The following is an 18,714-nucleotide window of genomic DNA, read 5'->3' as shown; positions in this document are numbered from 1 at the left end:
CTTATTGTAGCCGATCGCACTTAACATACAAAGATTCCAGAAACTTAACAGCTTCATCAAGCACAGCTTCCGGTAACTGTTCGAGAATCGCGATCGCCCTTTGACGAGTTTCTCCATCCACTGCTGTTGGTAGCTGCGATTCAGTATCTGCTAAACTGTTATTTTCAAATGGCTTTTGCTTCGATAAAGCCGTTTCTTGAGTGACCAAGACACCGACATCTGCCGGAAGATTGACAGTTTCACGATTGTAGTATTTAACAACCAGATTTGTCACATTCATCGCTACCCGCTGATTAAATTTAAAAAACTCTGAAAAAGTGCGATCGCCGCGGGTAGTCTGAAGTAAATGTTCTCCAACTCGATTCACTTCTGTTGTAAAAATAAATTTTTGTGTATCCGTACCAACAGACAGCACAACCTCGTGAGTGTTGGGGGCGATCGCAGATTGAATAGACAAAACTTGCACTTTCATCGTCTTAATGAGTAAACTGCTTGAAGGTTCCAGTAATTTAAAAACTCTGTTAATTCCATTTTATATTTTGTAGCATTCCAAGGGTCGCGAATCATAATTTTTCCTGTATCATCAAGCCCATCAACAATGACTATATGACCCAAGTCAGCTAAAGTTTCCCACAAAATAGCAGCCCAAGAACCAGTAGTAATTAATACCTCAACTATTTCATAATTTGTGGCTCCAGGAATAGAAATAGTACCGCCCAACCAAAATCTAGAACTGCTTGTATCGAGAGTATTGAGTGCGATTGCTAAATCTTCAATATTTACAGGAACTCCAGTTTCAGCCGCAATTAAAGATTGGTTTGCACCATAAACCCCGCGATCGCCCAAGAGCATTGCACCGCAAGCAGGGCCACATGATAACTTATCTTGTTGTTGGACAACAGCCCGATCGGCTATTTCATCAATAACTTGCCAATTGCCACCAGCCCCAGACAATCCTACCATAACATCAGTTTATCGTTTTTGACTGATGCTTTGAAAATAGCAGCAGAGTGTTACGCTTACTACAAGTTGTGAATTAACTTAACATCAATACTAATCGCAACTGTTCCCGGAAAAATTAAACTTGTGTCGAAATTACCTAAACGTGTTATATTCAACTCCGTAAACCCTGAACAGCGCTTTCAGGTATGCCAAAATTATCAACGAGTCAACTAAATGCCCTTTACTTTCAAGAAATTAGCCGCCATTGCAATCTTCTTCGTAGCCGTAAAAATTTTAGTTGACTCTGGGCACTTCCAACAAGCCGCCAATGACATCACACACAGAAACCCAGCCAGCGCCACATCAGATACCGAAACTATCCGGCAAAAATCCAGCAGCCCGCCCGCAGCAGAACCCCACAAATCACCGGATCAAAAGTTTGATGTAGTAGTATATGGCGATGAAGTGCCGGGGATATGTGCGGCTATATGGGCAAAAAAGACTTTAGGTGAAAAGGGTAAAGTTGCTGTTGTGCGATCGAACTACGCAACTGCTCTTTTGGGCGGCGTACTCACCCGCGGCGGTTTAGGTTACGTCGATTTAGATAAAATCCCCGACTGGTACCGCCAACCCTACGCCCAATGTTTCCGGGAATTCCTAGACAAAGCGAATGTTCCTGAATCTTGCTTGGAACCAAAAACCGCTGATAAAGCTCTGAGAGAGATGCTTTCGGAAGCCGGAGTTAAACTTATTTCCCACTCAACTCTGACTCCTCACGTAGTTGATAAAAAAATAGAATATGCCGAAGTCAAAGAGAGCAATATTAAAATTCAAGCTAACTCTTTTATTGACGTAACTCAAGACGCGGAACTGGCAAGAAAAGCCGGATTATCTTATTATACAGGATATGAATCGCAAAATATTAAATCAAAAAATGAAACTTTAGCAGTATCTGTAGTGCCGACAATTACGGGGCTAACGATGGCAGACTTCCGCAAAATAGAAGATGACATTCTCTACGACACGCCTTTAGTCGAAAAAATCAAAGCAAGCATTACCAAATATAAAGACCCCGCAAGTACAGAATTCTGGATGAGAAATTTCTTGAGTCCGATTTATCAGGCCTATCGAGACGGCTACAATATCAGAAGCGTAGCTATAGGGGCGGCATATCACGTAGACAGGAATTTGCCCTTTACTCAAGATAAAGGATTCTTCTTTGATAAAGCTAATGTTTGCGCTTATAAAGATAATTCGCTGTCGTGGAACGGGTTTTTGTTTAAATACCAAGTTGATGAATTGATGAAGATGGAAGCTAACGGCAGAAAACCGAATGCTGAGATGGTGAAAGAAATGTCACATCTCCAAGAATGGCTGCAAAAAAAATCTGGTAAAGATGTGAGAGTGTTTATCCCGGAAGAGATTTATATCAGACAAACTTTGAATGTCCGGGATGTAGTGGCGCCGCTAAGTGGGAAAGAGATTATCAAAGGGGGAACAGATGCCGAAAAGTCGATCGGCAGTTTTTCCTACGATTTCGACTTGCGCGGCGGAGTCAAGGATTTGGAATCGAGAATTCCGCCGCTGCCGACCTATAATTTTGGGATAGAGAGCGCTTTGGCTAGTAAAGTGAGTAATTTGGCGATCGTAGGGCGATCGTCCGGCTATGTCGGTATGGCGGTATCAGTCGGGCGAATTGCGACGGTGAATATTTATCAAGGACAAGGCGTGGGCGTGGCGGCGGGTTTGGCTAGCAAGTTGGGAGTGCCGCTGAATACGATTACTTCGAGTAAAACCAGGGAAACGTTGGAGACTTTAACGGGGAAAACTACTTATTTGTCGGGGAGAGATACGAGTTATGGGGTGGATTATAAAGAGGTGAAGTAATCGAGGTATAGCAGTCACCCGTAGAAGATATCGAAACCTCATCTTCTACGGCGCAAGATTCCCCAACTCTTAGATATCCTCTCGATCTTCGATCTGCTGCTGCTGGTATTCTGTAATAATGTTTTGAATATCTTCTGCTGCAATATCGACTTGTTCGGATTTGGTGTAAACGGTCAGCAAAATGATTCCCGTTGCTGTTTGGACGTAGTAAATTAAACGGTATCCACCACTTTTACCTTTTTGAGTGTCGCTATTTCGGACTCTCAACTTGAAGACTGCATAACCCACTCCAGCAATTCGATCTCCTGGCAGTTCTCCCCGTGTGAGTTGTTCGATAATGGGTTGAATATCATTGCGAATGCTGCGGTATTTTTTTGCAAGAGTGCGTAAATTGTGATTGAAGGTTGGCGAAACTATAACTTGAATTAAGGGCAAGTCAGTCATTTTCAATTCCTTCCCACATTTGAGCAACCGGAATGCTTTGCCCAGTCATGGCTTCGTGCCAAGCCTGCCGAAAATCTTGTAGAAGCGCTGCTTTAGATTGGCCCTCCCCGTCAATTTCTGAGGGTTCTGGAATACTAAAAGAATTAGCAGCAGGCATCTCTTGGATTTCTGCTGAGAAAACCTCTGCCAGATTATTTTGCGAAATGATGACCCCCTGACGTTGCTTTTGGCTTAGAAACTCTATAAAACTCGCAACTAATGCCAGATGTTCTGGAGAGAGTCGATCGAGCCATCGATCGATTTGATGTCGAAGTGCCGCTACATTCATAATGCCATCATGCCTGTTAATTTTACCTTCATTTTAACGTAAGTATAAAGGTAGTGATGCGATTGCCGAGCGGTACATTCAGTTGACGGCTATTGGAACGGGAACCTTGGTGGAAATTGACCCGGATGGTTCAACCAATAGGGGCGATTGTTAATCGCCCTCTTTGAATCGCAAGTAATGTCAGGGTTTCGGTAGAAGTTGGATTTGAGTGACATTCAGTTTATGTGCCAAAGAGATTTTAACTCGCTCCAACTTTTTAACATAGAGAAATGTAAATTCGATCGAGATTTTTACCATGACTTTTACGCTTCAAAGAAACGGCACCCACTTCTTTGGCACTACTTACATGAGTCCCACCACAAGGAATAATGATATCACCATAACGCCAGTAAGAGATATCTTTTGTACTAGGATCTGACTCCATCAAAATTTCATCGCCTTGAGCAATCAAATTATTAGCTAAAGTAGACACTTTTGGAATCAGTTCAGGATTGAGTTTATTAGCGTAGTCTAAACGGGCACTCTGTTCATATATATAGCAACCTTTGATATATAGCTTTTCTTGATGACCATAGATTTCTTCAAGGGCGTGTAAAACAAAGTGAGTTGCACTGTGGTAACGCATTAGCTTGTATCGATAATCCCAATCAATCTTCATATGCACTTTTTGTCCTACGATAAAAGGGGAAGGACTATCTAGTTTATGAACCACCACAGTATCAATCTGTACCATCGGAACTTCGACATCTGGACGGTTTATATAGATAGGTTTTCCGGGTTGCTTTTGTACGTCAATGATAGCTACATCGTCAATAAAGCCTTTGTCAGGTACTTGCCCTCCTGATTCTGCATAAAATATAGTTCGATCTGTTACCAGCAAATCATCTTGTGTATGCAGCACGGTAGCTTCACATTCAGTCTGATAGGGTTCATCAATCCACAACTTCTGAGTTGGGGGTAGTTTTTCTGGACTGTTAAGAATAAAAATCGTCATTTCAATCTCCTTATTTTGGAAAGTTCACAGTTTACTCAAAACTGAGCAACAAAGCTTGATGTCATCAAAAAATCAATCAAAAAGATCTAAGTAATCAATAGCTGAGTCATAAGCCATCGTCAGAATATTGACTTTGTGATGTAGCTGTTTCTTTTGCTGAACTTCCTCAACAACTTTTAAAGCAGCGGCGACATTAGCTCCAGAAGAAATACCTACTGACAAGCCTTCTTTTACGCTCAGATTTTTCATCATTTGTAATGACTCTTCAAATGTTACAGAAATCATTCGATCTATGATATTAACATTCAATACTTTGGGGATAATGCCAACAGCAAGACCTTGAATATTGTGAGGAAAAAATTTATTTTCTAGAAGCTCGCAGCCGTCTGGTTGAACTCCTATAATTGTTACCTTTGGTTTTTCTTTTTTGAGAATTTCTCCTATTCCTGTAATGTGACCTCCAGTACCAATACTGGCAATAAAATAATCAATTGTTTCATTTTGAAAGTCTTCCAGAATTTCTGGAGCTGTTGTTAATCGATGAATTTCTGGATTTGCTGGATTTTGACCTTGATTTAGCATCACATACTCAGGATTTTCAATCTGAATTTCCATTGCTAGCTCACCATGTGAATTACCTCCTTTACGACTATCAGAAAGGATAATTTTTGCTCCTAACGCTTTTAATGATTTTTGTTTTTGTGAGCTATAGTTATCAGGAATAACTAAGATCACATTGTAGCCGAGGATAGCAGCAGCTATAGCAATTCCCATTCCTGTATTTCCTCCAGTTGGTTCGAGAATTGTTTGTCCTGTATTTGGTTTGAGAATCCCTTGTTTTTCGGCATCTTTAATCATATTAAAGGCAATTCTAGTTTTGTGGCTACCTCCAGGATTAAACGTTTCATTTTTTATATAAATGGCAAACTTTGAATCAAGGGATTTATCAATTATTTTTTGAAGCTTAATCACTGGAGTTTGACCAATTGTCTCTAAAATTGAGTTGTAAATCATAATTAGTATCACTGTTTTGTGTTTTGCAATCTTTTTTTGAGTATCTTCTCAGATCTTTCTACCAGGAAAAACAGCAATTAACTGATAATCTTCTGCAATAAATCTGAATAGTTTAGAACAGATAATTTCATCTCTTTGTATATCAATTATCAGGTGATCTACTGGATAAATTGGCTTGCCATCAAATAGAGCATTTTTTTTGTCTTCATTGCTGAAATAAGCTCCTACATCAGGATGAGAATGATAGATTGCCTTGACTGGATTGACTGAAGCAATATTTCTGCTTAAGAACAAGGAATCTTCTGATGAAAAAACAAACCCTTCTCTTGCGCTCCTGGGATAAGTTACTGGATCTGATTGATGTAATTGATTTTGAATGTTTTTGCAAGATCTGATGCCCTTTTCAAGAATTAACCCACAGCATTCATCTGGATAACTTTGGCGGGCAAAATAGTAAACTTTTTCAAGCAGCTCCTCAGAAATATTTTTTTCTATTTCTGAACGTAGAGATTGACCTTGTATGTAGATAGCCTTCATTTTATTTCTTGATAATTTGATTGGTTGTTCGTAGCAATACTTTAGAATTAGCAGGGATATCTTCGGTGATGACAATATAAGGAGAAATTTTTACGTCGTCACCAATTGTCACCGCACCAAAAATCCTGACACATCCACCTACTTCCACACGATTTCCTAACGTTGGATGCCTTTTACTATATTGATTTCCAGCCAATCACAGTACCATAGCCGTGATCTATAATACATCTACGACCAATTGTGGCTGCTGGATGAATTTCAACTCCACTTTTAGCTTTGGCTTGCTCGGATATCCTTCGCGCAACGATTTTTAGATGGGTTATCTCATTTCCATTACTGTGACAACTATAATATAAGGCATTGGCTACTCGATAATACATGAGAGCTTGAAAAGAGAGATAACTCTCAAAAATATACTCAGGCGATTTTTTCGCCGCTGGATCTTTATTAGAAAAGCAGATCAAGTCATCGTAAATTCGATCGTTTACTTGATCAATAATCTCCCGAGTTTTAAGTTCGCTGATAGAGCTTTCTGATAAATGGGATTGCAAGAGACCCTCGATTACTTGACTGATTTGACGATCGAGACGACTAAAAGTGAGCAACATACAGTGAACCTCACAAGAAGAGTAATCAGAGCTACTGAATTCCAGAGACTTGCAGGCTAAAGATTCCCATGAGCATCAGGAATTGGGGAGCCAAAGGCTTCACATTGCAAGCCGCCTGAGACGATCGCGACAGCATTGGCTATTAGTCCAGACTCTAGGGTGCGATCGACCACGATCGCGAGTCTCTTTGGATTTTCTGGAGCAGGCGGTTCCAGTAGGGTATTGGGATCTAGAATGACCTGTTCTTCGGGTAGGCGATCGCGAACAGCCCAATAGCCTACATCTGAAGCGGCAGCACTTGTCAGAGCTTCAAGTTTCATAGTAATCTTAGAGGGAAAGTTTATTTCAGAAGAGTTCTGCCGAGGCAGGACTCTTTTCGTTTGTTATTTACACTTTACTGCTCGCGCCTGCTCTTGTCAACATATTTTGCAAATATTTTTTGCGTTTCACGACAATCACGACTATCTTTAATATAATTTAGCAGTCGATCGCTCTTGCAGAAGCCTTCCAAGACGTTCCCTGGAATGACCAAATCTTGGCGTAAAGCCACTCTGGAGGGCTGCTGAGCCATTACTCTTGTGTTGCTCCGCACCCTTTTATAGATAGGACTTACACATAAACTCTATCTGTAGAGTATGCACTGCGTACTCTACAGATAGTGTAAAAGACTCTTTTCGTAAGTCCCGATCGAGTGGGTAGACCTAATAGGTTAGGTTTCCCGCACCTCTGGGACAAAGGAAAAGTCTTATATGTCAATCAGTCTGGCAAGGAAGACTATCGTTTCACGATTTCCGGATTTTGCAAAATGAGTATGTTTAATTATCTTAGGTACGGCATCCACTCATGACGATCGAGCGTATGTCTGTTAGGATTGGGGCAGATGGCAAATGAATCTGTCTTATCAAGATCGTCAAAACTTACAGTTGTGATGCTCAAAGGCTAGCTATATGGTGTAAACTTTTGTGGGCTTAGCATACAGCTAGCTGCAACGACCTCAAGCTTGCCAGCCGAGCTTGACCTCTGAAATGCAAGCAGGGCAACTAGCACCTCGCAGCAAGTCAGCTTTATTGCGAGTCTATTGGTCTCAGAAAAAAAAGGAGAGTAAATAATCTCAATGGCACGCCCAAAACGCACTCGTTCTGAAGATACCGGGTCTCAGTCAAAATTTGTTCAGGTTGTGGAAGGCTATCTTGCCAAAGCAAACTGGACAAAGCAGCAATTCATGGCTGAAATCCAGGTTGGGGAAGCTCAGTTCTATCGGTGGGCAAGGGGCGAAAACGTTCCGTCAAAAGCAATTGTTAATCGTATTGCAGTATTTTTAGGTCGTCGCTTAGATGAAGTCTATCAGAATCTTCCTCATAATCCCTTTCCAGTTTCTGATACGATTGATGGCTTGTTGAATGAACTGCTTGAAGCGGCAGGGTACAGCGCCAGTATTCGGGGAAAGGTAGTTGATTCTAGCTGGCAAGAAATAGCTCATAATCGCTCATGGAAACTTGGGTATACTCTTGTTTATCCAAATTGGGCAGAGCCTCCGGAAAGGTATGGAGAAAAGCCTATTGGTATTGCCATTGACTGCGCTGAAAGAGTAGGTGATTTGCTTGGGATAGACACAGAATGGCAATACTTAACTTGGCAAGAAATGCCTCTTGCAATTGCTGAACGTAAAGTTCATGGAATTGCCCCTTTCATGCTGGCTGCACCAGGCAGATTTTTTGATTACCGCTTATCTGATCCGTGGTATTCAGGGGGAAAACTTAAACTGACCGCAGTTACTCTACCAATAGAAATTGATGCAGACTTTCTAGAAGATTTACCACATAAACGTGTTCGGTTGGTTTACATAGAAAATGAGATCGGAGATTGGGTAGTCAGTATGCTCGGTAATTATTACGAGCGAGAGGCATTTGCAGACAAAGCAAAAGCTTTTAGTTATATGAAAGCCTTTGAGTCCAAGGAAAGTGATGTGATTCCTATTCTATGCTCTGACCACGTTCTTTGTAAAAGTGTAGCTGATGAGAATAACTGGCAAGTTCTCAATATAAGATGTGTGAAGGATTTGGAATTGTATCCAGCATTTGCTTTTCACCCAAATGAAGAACAATTAACCGCCTCTGTTAATGCTGTTTTGAAGTTGGTTAATCAAGTTTCATAAATCATCAGTGCAAGGAGCTAGTCAAATTGTGAAAATTTCATTTAGTCTGTTAGCAGAACAAATAATTAATGACGAAGAACGAATTCTCAAAGAATTGGCGGTGGAAAAATCTCTGTGTGATATTACAAGTAATATTGAGGGCTTAAAGCAATTTGCTGAAGCTTTTCACTTTATCCGCTATGACTTCTGCCACCTCAACTTTATTGTGGGTGAGCGGTGCTGCACCAATGAATTTTTGTGGGAGGGAATAGCGAAAAATCTGTACGAAGAATTGGGCGGAAAAAGTGGGCAGAGCCACAACCAGTTGTACCGAGATTTTTTAGCTTCCGTTGGCGCTCGGGAAGAAGATTCTCTAAAGGAACCTGCATTTGCCTCCCTGTTTAATCGGGCGCTGCAAACCTACTGTCGGCAAGCGCCCCTTGCAGAAGCCCTGTTTACTATCGCAATCTATGAAGCTTTTGACATCCCCGACTACCAACTACTACTACGGGTTGTGAAACAAGCAGATGTCTCACAGCAAGGGCTACGTTTCTTTCAGCTTCATGCTGTCGCCAACCACTTTGAAATGTTTGAAGATGTTGTAGCTTGGCTTAGAAAACAAGAAGGCGGAGAAAGTGCCTTCAATCGGGCAAAAGAATTTGTTTTTCAGACACAAACTGAAATGTGGCGTGGATTAATAGCGCACTTACAAGACAAAACAACAGATTGCTGTATTTAAAAATTTTGATTCCTTTGGAGGAACACAATGGGCATTAAAACTTTTAGAAAGAGATGGTTTACGATCGCCATTTCACTAGCAATAGTCTTCTTGGTCAGCTTGGCTTCATGCACAAAAAATTCTGCACAACAAACCAGTCCAAATACCACCAGCACGTCAACCTTGGGGCAAATCGCAGCCAGTAGCAAAATCAAAGTCGCCTATCTCGTCTTTCCGCCAACCATCACCAAAAACCAAACCACTGGAGAATTGGGCGGGCATTTAGTAGATACAATCAAAGAAATTGCGCGGCTCAACAACTGGACTCCCGAATTCATCGAAACCGATTGGTCAGGCTTTGCTACCGGGCTGGACTCCCGTCGGTTTGATGTTTCGATCGTCCCCACCTTCGTCACCGTCCCCAGAGCCTTATCCGTCTACTTCACCAATCCCCTCTTCTACGCAGGCAACAGCGCCATCACTAAAGCCGACGAAACCCGCTTCACAACCCTGGAAAGCATCGACCAACCCGGAGTCACCGTTGCTGTCACCCAAGGCGAAGCTGGCGACGAATATGCCAAAGCCAACTTCAAGAAAGCCAAAATCACCCGCTTCTCTGGTGGCGACCAATCCCTTGCCTTCCAAGCTGTTGTGGCAGGTCGCGCCAATATTGCCCTCGGTGATGCCTATGTTACCTCCCAGTTTGCCAAAGCCAACCCCCAAGTCAAAGACCTTTTTGCCAAAGCCCCCTATAACCTCACTCCTGTCTCCTGGGCAGTGCGTAAGGGCGACACCGAAATGTTGAACTTCCTCAACAGCAGCCTAGAATCTTTAGATTACCAAGGTCGCCTGCGGGAGTGGGAACAAAAAGCAGGTGCAAACTGGTTGCACATCAAGAAAGTTTGGGAATTTACCAAGTCGTAATTCATCAATGAACTGGAACTTTTCCATCATCTGGAATAACCTGTTACCCTTGTGCTTTGCCTTACTAACCACGATCGGGATTAGTCTTGGTAGTATTGCTCTTGGAACGATCGTCGGCGTGTTAGTCGGGGTGCTTTCCCTCACATCCTCCCGACTCATTTCTGGGTTCGCCAAATTCTTCATCGAACTTTTCCTCGCACTCCCCGCCTTAGTCCTACTCGTTTGGCTTTACTACAGTCTGCCTCTACTCATCCCCGGCTTTATCCTGGACGGGCAAAGCTGTGCCGTGTTGGGGCTAGGTTTGAGCCTCGCTGCCTTTGTTGCAGATATCATCCGGGGTGGGATTAACTCCATCCCCCCTGGAGAAATCGAGGTTGCCTACTGCACGGGTATGACTCGCTTAGAAACGATTCGCTATATCCTAATTCCCCAAGTTTTTCGCAAGTCCTGGCTGCCCCTCATGGGACAGTACATCACCACCTACAAATTCTCTACCCTGGCATCAGTAATTGCTGTGCCAGAAATCCTTCATACAGCCAATTCAATCATTGCTCAAACCTACCGCCCGATCGAGATTTATTCAACGGTTGCCGTGATGTTCATCGCTACCGTTGTTCCCCTCAACCTCCTACTAAGACGGGTACAGCAAGTCAAAGAACTGGGTGGTACGGAGACAATATAAGCAAGCTCTCAATCCTACAATGCAAAGTTCATTCCTAAGCATCGAAAATCTGGGCAAACGGTTTAATAATGCCAATATTCTAGAGAATGTCAGCTTCTCGCTAGAAAAAGGTGAGAGTATGCTGATTCAAGGCAAAAGTGGCTGCGGGAAAACTACCCTGTTGCGCTGCATTGCGTTGCTAGAATCGATCGATCGAGGTCGAATTATTTTTAATGGCAGAGTTGTTTCCAAACCCGGTCATCTCGATCGGACAAACAGTCGGCTAGAAATTGGCATGGTTTTTCAACAACTATACCTCTGGTCGCACATGACTGTTCTAGAAAACGTAGCACTACCCCTTTGGTTGCGTAACGGTAAACGTAAAAAGCTAGCAGATGAAGCTGCCAAGCATCAGTTAGCTCAGCTTGGGATTGAAGATAAAGCGAATGAGTACCCCAATCAACTATCAGGAGGACAACGGCAACGGGCAGCATTTGCCCGTGCGCTGGTACACTCTCCTCAACTCCTGCTACTCGATGAAATTACAGCAAATTTAGATCCTGAAACAGCTTATAAAGTTGTAGGCATTGTTGAAAAAATTATTGAAGCAGGTACATCTGTCATTTGGGTGACGCATTCCGAGCTACCTTCTGCGATCTGGTCTTATGTTCTGCGTTTTGGCGATCGCATCTGGATCAAAGAGAAATATAATTAGGGATTAGTTGGAGAAAGCGAATTGAGTCAAAGCATAATGACAGAAATTTTTGAGATGGAGGCAGAAATTAAAGACTACATTATTCAAGCATCTTTGAACTCGGAAAATATTTGAGTGTCGCTATTTCGGACTCTCAACTTGAAGACTGCATAACCCACTCCAGCAATTCGATCTCCTGGCAGTTCTCCCTGTGTGAGTTGTTCGATAACGGGTTGAATATCATTGCGAATGCTGCGGTATTTTTTTGAAAGAGTGCGTAAATTGCGGTTGAAGGTTCGCGAAACTATAACTTGAATTAACGGCAAGTCAGTCATTCTCAATTCCTTCCCACATTTGAGCAACCGAAATGGTTTGCCCACTCATGGCTTCGTGCCAAGCTTGCCGAAAATCTTGTAGAAGCGCTGCTTTAGATTGGCCCTCTCCGTCAATTTCTGAGGGTTCTGGAATACTAAAAGAATTAGCAGTCGGCATCTCTTGGATTTCTGCTGAGAAAACCTCTGGCAGATTATTTTGCGAAATGATTATCCCCTGACGTTGCTTTTGGCTGAGAAACTCTATAAAACTCGCAACTAATGCCAGATTTTCTGGAGAGAGTCGATCGAGCCATCGATCGATTTGATGTCGAAGTGCTGCTACATTCATAATGCCATCAAACCTTTTAATTTTACCTTCATTTTAACGTAAACCCGCCCCGCCTTGAATATCGCTCTTCCCTCTGCTTTTTCTGGCACTGATGCGGTTCAAATCTCTTCTCCTCCCTATTCTGTGGCACAATCATAATTGACACTCCCCAGCAGTCAAGGCGTGGGGATTCTTAATTCATCGACTGACCTTTAAGCGCTATGTCCTTTCGGCAATTTTTAAACTTTTCAACCGTACAAAAGTACCAATTGACGAGCTTAACTCACAGCCACCCCAGAGGGTCTATCTCCAAAAGCGTACTAGGATATTAACCTAGAGTTCGGGTATGCCCTACCCTACTTAACAAATGAACTAAATTATTTGCTTTCTGGTTCATAGAATGCGTTGATTCTCTAGCTGTTTTAAGAGTTTTCGCTGCTCTGCGTCCAACAATTTATGCCTAAAAGTGTGTCTTAACTGTTTCACGATGGCAAAGGAATTTAACCTTGACTATTCTAGTATACTAGAAATACAAACAAGTTTTGGATTTTTAGGAATGGATTTAAGAAATTAAAGCCATCCTAGAAGAACGGGGTTTTAAACCCAATTTCCCGATAAGATCAAACCCTGAAGCCACCATGACCGCAAACCTACCACCCCAATACGACCCCAAAGCCACCGAAACCAAGTGGCAAAAATACTGGGAAGACAACCAAACCTTCAAAGCTGACCCAGAAGGCGGCGGCGAACCCTACTGCGTCGTCATTCCGCCGCCCAACGTGACCGGCAGCCTCCACATGGGACACGCCTTTGAAGAAACCCTAATTGATGTCCTCGTCCGCTATCACCGCATGACTGGACGCAATACCCTGTGGTTGCCGGGAACGGATCATGCTAGTATCGCAGTTCAAACTATTCTCGAAAAACAACTCAAAGCACAAGGCAAAACTCGCCACGATTTAGGTCGAGAAAAATTCTTAGAACGGGCTTGGGAATGGAAAGCTGAGTCTGGCAATACTATTACTAATCAACTCCGCAGTTTGGGCGTGTCTGTCGATTGGTCGCGGGAACGCTTTACGATGGATGAAGGCTTATCCGCTGCGGTTTTAGAAGCTTTTGTCCGCCTCTACGATGAGGGGCTGATTTATCGCGGCAATTACTTGGTGAATTGGTGTCCGGCGAGTCAGTCTGCTGTGTCTGATTTGGAGGTTGACCAGCAGGAAGTTGAGGGGCATTTGTGGCATTTCCGCTATCCTTTGACGGATGGTTCGGGTTATTTGGAGGTGGCGACGACTCGGCCGGAGACGATGTTGGGCGATACTGGCGTTGCTGTGAATCCAGAGGACGATCGCTATAAGCATCTTATCGGTAAAACTGTCACTTTGCCAATTATAAATCGCGAAATTCCAATTTTTGCCGATGAATTAGTTGACGCGACTTTCGGAACAGGTTGCGTGAAAGTGACTCCCGCCCACGATCCGAATGACTTCGAGATGGGTAAGCGCCACAATTTGCCGTTTATCAATATCATGAATAAAGACGGCACTTTAAATGAAAATGCCGGAGAGTTCCAGGGACAAGACCGATTTGTTGCCCGCAAGAATGTGATAAAGCGGTTAGAAACAGACGGAGTTTTGGTAAAAATTGAAGATTACAAACATACAGTTCCCTACAGCGAACGCGGCAAAGTTCCTGTCGAACCGTTGCTATCTACTCAATGGTTTGTGAAAATCGATCCTCTGTCTCAGCGCGCTTTGGAAGCCTTAGATCAAAATAATTCACCTGTCTTTGTTCCTGAAAGATGGACAAAGGTTTATCGCGATTGGTTGGTGAAGCTAAAAGATTGGTGTATCTCCAGACAATTGTGGTGGGGACACCAAATCCCGGCTTGGTATGCTGTTAGCGAAACTCACGGCGAGATTACTGATACAACGCCGTTTGTGGTGGCGAAAACTGAAGCTGAGGCGAGGGAAAAAGCGGAGGCTAAGTTTGGCACAGATGTCCAGCTAGTAAGAGATCCAGATGTATTGGATACTTGGTTTTCGTCGGGATTGTGGCCTTTTTCAACTCTGGGCTGGCCGGATGAAACTAAGGATTTGGATTTTTACTATCCGACAACTACTTTGGTGACTGGTTTTGATATCATCTTTTTCTGGGTTGCTAGAATGACGATGATGGCTGGACATTTTACGGGAAAGATGCCTTTTGAGACTGTTTACATTCACGGTTTGGTGTTGGATGAAAACGGCCACAAAATGTCTAAGAGTAAAAACAATGGTATTGACCCGCTGCTGTTGATTGCGAAGTACGGGACTGATGCTTTGCGCTACACTTTGGTTAAGGAAGTGATTGGGGCCGGGCAGAATATTCGCATGGAGTACGATCGCAAAACTGATGAATCTAAATCAGTCGAGACTTCCCGGAATTTCACGAATAAGTTGTGGAATGCCGCCCGGTTTGTGATGATGAATCTGGAAGGACAAACTCCACAGCAGTTGGGAAGTCCTTACCCCCCCCAGCCCCCCCTTGCTAAGGGGGGGAGTGAAGAAGGGTTGGAATTGTGCGATCGCTGGATTCTTTCTCGCTATTATCAAGTTGTACAACAAAGTCGCACTTGTTTAGAAAATTACGGTTTGGGAGAAGCAGCGAAGGGGCTTTACGAATTTATTTGGGGCGATTTTTGCGACTGGTATATTGAGTTAGTCAAGTCTCGCTTGCAGCAGGATGCTGAACCAAATTCTAAGAAAGTTGCACAGCAAACTTTTGCTTTTGTTTTGGAAGGCATTCTGAAATTGCTGCATCCTTTTATGCCGCACATTACTGAGGAAATTTGGCACACTCTGACTCAAACGGGTGATGGTGATTGTTTGGCTTTGCAAGCTTATCCTGAACCTGACACATCGCTAATCGATCCAGAATTAGAACACCAGTTTGATTTGTTGTTTGGGACAATTCGCACTATTCGCAATTTGCGGGCAGATTCTGATATCAAACCGAGTGTGAAGGTGACGGCGATTTTGCAAAGCGAAAATGAAAAGGAACGCCAAATTCTCTTGGATGGAGGCGTTTACATTCAGGATTTGGCGAAAGTCGAAAATCTGACGGTGACAGCTAATTTAGACGCAGATTTGGGACAGACAATTGCTGGGGTTGTTGGTACTGTCCAAGTCTTGATTCCTCTGGCTGGTGTGGTCGATTTAGCGGCTTTGCGTGGTAAGTTGGAGAAGAAGCTGGCCAAGGTGGAAGCTGAAATTAAGCATACGGCGGCGCGTTTGACTAATCAGAAGTTTGTGGATAAGGCTACTCCTGATGTGGTTCAGGGCGCGAGGGATGCTTTGGCGGAATCGGAAAAACAAGCTGAGATTTTGCGCGATCGGCTAAAGTTGTTTTAAGGAGTCATTAGTCAGTTGGCAGTTGGCAGTTGACAGTAGTGGCGGGTGGGGTGAGAAACCGGGTTTTTACCGAATCTCTGCATAACAACGAAGTATCTTCGTAAAAAACCCGGTTTCTGAGCTCCCGTGCGTAATTCCTAGGGCTAATTCACGTCTTCGGATACGCCTTCAATGAAAGCAACAATTCCTTTACCCCAGGGGTTTGATTCGGCGAAGTGTTCACCAACTTTCACTGCTGCATTTTTGCCACCATTGTAAAGCCGTTTGAGGCTGATTAGGTTTTGCCACTCGATGGGTTTTTGCTCTTTGATTTCCTTAAATTCTGCATCAATAATATGACGTGCTTGTTGTTCGTCTTGCACGTAGGTATACTTTTTTTCTAATGCCTGAATGATTTGCACCACTGCATTCAGTGCAGCTTCAGGAGAGGATTCCTGGGCGGCTTCGACTTTTTGAATAATCTTGGGATTGCTGTTTTCAGCGGCATAGTTAACGCCGATGGTGGCATTTTGTTGGTTGAAGATAGGTGGTTCGTTTGACATAAGTTTCTCGACAGATTGTATGTTGTATATGCTAGCAGAAGCATTCGCCGGATGCTTGCCAATTTCCGGTGTTAGGGACAACTGACGAATCGAGTAGTTGTAGTATTTGCAGGCGGCTTGGATGGCGAGGATGAGGCGGTGAACTTCTTTGCCGGATTTGGGGAGAATTAAGGTGAGGAGGTGGGGGAGATGGGGGACGACTTTCTCTGCGTGCTGCTTAGCGATATTGGCGATCGCATCTGCCGCACTCGCTCGCACATCAGAGTCTGGATCTTCAAGAAGTTCAAATAATCCCGGAATCGTCGGATCAGAACCGATTTTTCCTAAGATATCTACCACACTCAAAGGCAGATAAGAGCTTGAATCTTCAGCGAGTTCAATTAATTTAAAAATTGCCGACTCATAACAGATATTTTCTAACGCATCTCCCGCCATCAAACGTACATCCGTATCTGAATCTTCAACGAGTTGAAGTAAGCCCGGAATGGACTCTTCGGAGCCGATTTTTTCTAACGCATATATTACATTTAATCGTACATCCGGGTCTGAATGTTTGACGAGTTTAAGTAAACCAGGAATCGCCTCTTCGGAACTGATTTCACCTAACGCATCTGCTGCTGTCCAACACACATCAGGTTCTGAATCTTCAAGGAGTTTAATTAAGTCAGGAATCGCCGCCTCGGCCTCATAACCGATTTTACCTAACGCATCTGCTGCCATCTCACGCACATTCGGATCTAAATCTTGAAGGAGTTTAATTAAGCCAGGAATTGTTTCCTCTGATCCAATTTCGCATAACGCATCTGCTACCATCCAACGCACATCTGGATCTGAATCTTGAACGAGTTGGACTAAGCCCAAAATTGCATCGTCAGAACCGATTTCGCCTAACGCATATGCCACGCTTGATCGTACATTAGTGTCTGAATGTTTAAGTAATTTAAGTAAGCCTATAGTAGCAGCCTCAGAACCAATTTCACCTAACACATCTGCTGCAATCCAAGCCACATCAGAATCTGAGTTTGTAACTAATTTAAGTAAACCAGAAATCGCCTCGTCAGAACCAATTTCACTTAGTGCATCTGCCGCACTCCTTTGCACATCAGAATCTGAATCTTTAATTAGTTTAAGTAATTCAGGAATTGCCGCTTTAGAACTAATTTTACCTAAAGCATCTGCCGCCTTACTACGAACATCAGAGTCAGAATCTTTAGCGAATTTAAGTAAGCCATAAATTGCCGCCTCAGTATCAATTTTTTCTAACGCACTTACTGCATTTTTACGCACATCATGATCTGAATCTTTAACAAGTTTAAGTAAGCCAGTAATCGCAATCTCAGAACCAATTTTACCTAACGCATATGCGACATGAGATCGCACTTTCCAGTCTGAATGTTCAAGGAGTTTCAGCAGAGTTTCAGCAATCCCGGAATCGCCGCATCCGATCGCACTTCCCCCAAAAGCTCAACCTTCAACCACCCCGGCACATCCAACCCATCCACCAACCCAACTGTGCACTTCTGAAATTCTCGCTGCACCTCCCCCGCCAACCGCGCTCCCAACATCACATCCACCTCCAAAGCCAGCCGCACCACCCGCACCGCCCGATCCTCATCCGCCAACAGCGACAGCATGAACGCCAGAGGCTCCGTCCATTTAAAATAATTTAAATAGAAATGCTGTAACCGTTCATCATCCGTCACATCATCATGCCTCTCAAGCAACAGTTTCCGCAACGCCCGCCCCGCATAATACTCCTGAAATAATTGGTGATGAAACTCAATTTCCTCCGGCTTTACCGCCACCTGCAACAGATGATGTTCCAGCAAATCCTCTAGCCATTCTTTCGCCTTGGTTGGCGCATCCAGCACCCCTCTATGATGCAACCAACGCTCCAAAATTTCCTCAGCCCGATCGCGAGAAATTGCCACAAAACCCTCCGTAGGCTGCTGCAAATCGCCCTGCAACATCACAAAAGCCAACTGCTGCAAAAGCTCTGACTTGAACCGCCGAAAATCATCCGAAACCGACGCACCGCCCTTAAATTCGTCATACTGGCGATCGAACTTCTGAAACAACTCGCCCTTACTTTGGGGAATTTCCCCGGTACTTTCAAAAACCTCGCACATCATCCATAACAGTAACGGCGTTTCTGCAATTTCTCGCAGGCGATCGCGCAATTGTCGCAGCAGCGAATCCCCATGTTGTGGCAAATGTTTGTGCACAAACTCTTCCATCTGCGGTTTCGTCAGC

The 18,714-nt window shown here is 43.6% G+C and carries 20 protein-coding genes and 1 pseudogene; 7 read left to right on the top strand and 14 right to left on the bottom strand.

The window, feature by feature from the left end; translation table 11 throughout:
- Window position 1: 1 nt before the first annotated feature.
- Window positions 2-457: a hypothetical protein gene (locus tag JGK20_RS12460; RefSeq protein ID WP_293200986.1), complete on the bottom strand. Its 456-nt coding sequence runs from the start codon at window positions 455-457 to the stop codon at window positions 2-4.
- Window positions 458-468: 11 nt separating this feature from the next.
- On the bottom strand, window positions 469-963 hold the full coding sequence (locus JGK20_RS12455; RefSeq protein ID WP_293223836.1) for a papain-like cysteine protease family protein: 495 nt from the start codon (window positions 961-963) through the stop codon (window positions 469-471).
- Between the two features lie 213 nt (window positions 964-1,176).
- Here JGK20_RS12455 and JGK20_RS12450 point away from each other — a divergent pair, with 213 nt between their 5' ends.
- Window positions 1,177-2,829, top strand: coding sequence for an FAD-dependent oxidoreductase (locus JGK20_RS12450; RefSeq protein WP_293230624.1), 1,653 nt, complete (start codon window positions 1,177-1,179; stop codon window positions 2,827-2,829).
- 69 nt (window positions 2,830-2,898) lie between these two features.
- On the opposite strand, the gene JGK20_RS12445 is transcribed toward JGK20_RS12450, so the two are convergent.
- From JGK20_RS12445 to JGK20_RS12410, 8 genes are all read right to left on the bottom strand, one after another.
- A complete protein-coding gene (locus tag JGK20_RS12445; protein ID WP_293230621.1) occupies window positions 2,899-3,273 on the bottom strand; it encodes a type II toxin-antitoxin system RelE/ParE family toxin in 375 nt (124 codons plus the stop codon).
- Complete coding sequence (locus JGK20_RS12440; RefSeq protein ID WP_293230618.1) at window positions 3,266-3,601, bottom strand: hypothetical protein; 336 nt, start codon at window positions 3,599-3,601, stop codon at window positions 3,266-3,268. Before JGK20_RS12440 ends, JGK20_RS12445 begins: the two co-directional genes overlap by 8 nt.
- A 256-nt stretch (window positions 3,602-3,857) precedes the next feature.
- The gene (locus JGK20_RS12435) at window positions 3,858-4,595 is read right to left on the bottom strand and encodes an alanyl-tRNA editing protein (RefSeq protein WP_293174312.1); all 738 of its coding nucleotides are present in this window, start codon (window positions 4,593-4,595) and stop codon (window positions 3,858-3,860) included.
- A gap of 72 nt (window positions 4,596-4,667) precedes the next feature.
- Window positions 4,668-5,609, bottom strand: coding sequence for a PLP-dependent cysteine synthase family protein (locus tag JGK20_RS12430; protein ID WP_293174315.1), 942 nt, complete (start codon window positions 5,607-5,609; stop codon window positions 4,668-4,670).
- A 48-nt stretch (window positions 5,610-5,657) separates the two neighbouring features.
- Window positions 5,658-6,146, bottom strand: a complete 489-nt coding sequence (locus tag JGK20_RS12425; RefSeq protein WP_293174318.1) for a Mov34/MPN/PAD-1 family protein — start codon at window positions 6,144-6,146, stop codon at window positions 5,658-5,660.
- A 1-nt stretch (window position 6,147) separates the two neighbouring features.
- Complete coding sequence (locus tag JGK20_RS12420) at window positions 6,148-6,294, bottom strand: hypothetical protein (protein WP_293230615.1); 147 nt, start codon at window positions 6,292-6,294, stop codon at window positions 6,148-6,150.
- A gap of 28 nt (window positions 6,295-6,322) precedes the next feature.
- Window positions 6,323-6,754, bottom strand: a complete 432-nt coding sequence (locus tag JGK20_RS12415; protein WP_293230612.1) for a hypothetical protein — start codon at window positions 6,752-6,754, stop codon at window positions 6,323-6,325.
- A 56-nt stretch (window positions 6,755-6,810) separates the two neighbouring features.
- Complete coding sequence (locus tag JGK20_RS12410; protein ID WP_293174323.1) at window positions 6,811-7,074, bottom strand: hypothetical protein; 264 nt, start codon at window positions 7,072-7,074, stop codon at window positions 6,811-6,813.
- A gap of 794 nt (window positions 7,075-7,868) precedes the next feature.
- On the opposite strand from JGK20_RS12410, the gene JGK20_RS12405 reads away from it, so the two are divergent.
- Genes JGK20_RS12405 through JGK20_RS12385 form a run of 5 tightly spaced genes read left to right on the top strand, consistent with a single transcriptional unit; the run spans window position 7,869 to window position 11,906 of the window.
- Window positions 7,869-8,909: a transporter substrate-binding domain-containing protein gene (locus JGK20_RS12405; RefSeq protein WP_293174326.1), complete on the top strand. Its 1,041-nt coding sequence runs from the start codon at window positions 7,869-7,871 to the stop codon at window positions 8,907-8,909.
- 28 nt (window positions 8,910-8,937) lie between these two features.
- Window positions 8,938-9,627, top strand: a complete 690-nt coding sequence (locus tag JGK20_RS12400) for an iron-containing redox enzyme family protein (RefSeq protein WP_293174329.1) — start codon at window positions 8,938-8,940, stop codon at window positions 9,625-9,627.
- Between the two features lie 27 nt (window positions 9,628-9,654).
- Window positions 9,655-10,530 carry a transporter substrate-binding domain-containing protein gene (locus JGK20_RS12395; RefSeq protein WP_293174332.1) on the top strand — a complete coding sequence of 292 codons (876 nt, stop codon included), beginning with the start codon at window positions 9,655-9,657 and terminating at the stop codon, window positions 10,528-10,530.
- Window positions 10,531-10,537: 7 nt separating this feature from the next.
- On the top strand, window positions 10,538-11,212 hold the full coding sequence (locus JGK20_RS12390; protein WP_293197163.1) for an amino acid ABC transporter permease: 675 nt from the start codon (window positions 10,538-10,540) through the stop codon (window positions 11,210-11,212).
- 19 nt (window positions 11,213-11,231) lie between these two features.
- Window positions 11,232-11,906 carry an ATP-binding cassette domain-containing protein gene (locus tag JGK20_RS12385; protein WP_293204685.1) on the top strand — a complete coding sequence of 225 codons (675 nt, stop codon included), beginning with the start codon at window positions 11,232-11,234 and terminating at the stop codon, window positions 11,904-11,906.
- 83 nt (window positions 11,907-11,989) lie between these two features.
- Here JGK20_RS12385 and JGK20_RS12380 read toward each other — a convergent pair whose 3' ends face one another.
- Window positions 11,990-12,220 (bottom strand): hypothetical protein, encoded by a 231-nt coding sequence (locus JGK20_RS12380; RefSeq protein ID WP_293174342.1) that lies wholly within the window; start codon window positions 12,218-12,220, stop codon window positions 11,990-11,992.
- The gene (locus JGK20_RS12375) at window positions 12,213-12,548 is read right to left on the bottom strand and encodes a hypothetical protein (protein WP_293189288.1); all 336 of its coding nucleotides are present in this window, start codon (window positions 12,546-12,548) and stop codon (window positions 12,213-12,215) included. Before JGK20_RS12375 ends, JGK20_RS12380 begins: the two co-directional genes overlap by 8 nt.
- A 617-nt stretch (window positions 12,549-13,165) precedes the next feature.
- Between JGK20_RS12375 and JGK20_RS12370 the strand changes: the two genes are divergently transcribed.
- The gene (locus JGK20_RS12370) at window positions 13,166-15,919 is read left to right on the top strand and encodes a valine--tRNA ligase (protein ID WP_293230608.1); all 2,754 of its coding nucleotides are present in this window, start codon (window positions 13,166-13,168) and stop codon (window positions 15,917-15,919) included.
- Window positions 15,920-16,062: 143 nt separating this feature from the next.
- Here the strand turns inward: JGK20_RS12370 and JGK20_RS12365 are convergent, their stop codons facing one another.
- Window positions 16,063-17,871, bottom strand: a complete 1,809-nt coding sequence (locus tag JGK20_RS12365) for a HEAT repeat domain-containing protein (protein ID WP_366038853.1) — start codon at window positions 17,869-17,871, stop codon at window positions 16,063-16,065.
- Window positions 17,868-18,714 (bottom strand): annotated as a pseudogene (locus JGK20_RS12360) (hypothetical protein); the annotation flags it as partial. The pseudogene JGK20_RS12360 and the gene JGK20_RS12365, both read right to left, overlap by 4 nt.

Origin of the sequence: Microcoleus sp. PH2017_05_CCC_O_A (assembly GCF_020738785.1) — a bacterium.
In the GTDB taxonomy this organism is placed as follows: domain Bacteria; phylum Cyanobacteriota; class Cyanobacteriia; order Cyanobacteriales; family Microcoleaceae; genus Microcoleus.
This window is presented reverse-complemented; position numbering and strand designations above follow the sequence as displayed.